Source organism: Methylocella tundrae, from assembly GCF_901905185.1.
GTDB classification, from domain to species: domain Bacteria; phylum Pseudomonadota; class Alphaproteobacteria; order Rhizobiales; family Beijerinckiaceae; genus Methylocapsa; species Methylocapsa tundrae.
Genome location: NZ_CABFMQ020000161.1, coordinates 1 through 446, shown reverse-complemented (window position 1 = coordinate 446; position 446 = coordinate 1). Strand labels below are relative to the sequence as shown.

General features: G+C 67.7%; 1 protein-coding gene. It reads right to left on the bottom strand.

Translation table 11 applies throughout. The features are described from left to right. A partial coding sequence (locus MPC4_RS20830) for a cobalamin-dependent protein (RefSeq protein ID WP_174514227.1) occupies positions 1 to 446 on the bottom strand: 446 nt, incomplete at both ends.

The following is a 446-nucleotide window of genomic DNA, read 5'->3' as shown; positions in this document are numbered from 1 at the left end:
GGCGTGCGGTTGGCGCGGGCCTTGGCCAGCGGCCACATCGGCGTCTGCTTCTTGTTGGCGTGCTGCTGGCGGACCTTGTCGTAGTCGGCGGTCAGCTCTTCGACATAGCTCTGCGCGCCGTCGCCCAGCAGGCTCTGCGCCACGCTCACGCTGCGCGAGGCATCGGGCACGTACACCACGGGGCCCTCGTAGTGCGGCGCGATCTTGACGGCGGTGTGCACGCGCGAGCAGGTGGCGCCGCCGATCAGGAGCGGGATCTTCTTCACGCGGAAGTGCTCGTCCTTCTGCATCTCGCCGGCCACGTACTGCATCTCTTCGAGGCTCGGCGTGATGAGGCCCGAGAGGCCCACGATGTCCGCGCCCTCGACCTTGGCGCGCGCCAGGATCTCGTGGCACGGGACCATGACGCCCATGTTCACCACCTCGAAGTTGTTGCACTGCAGGAC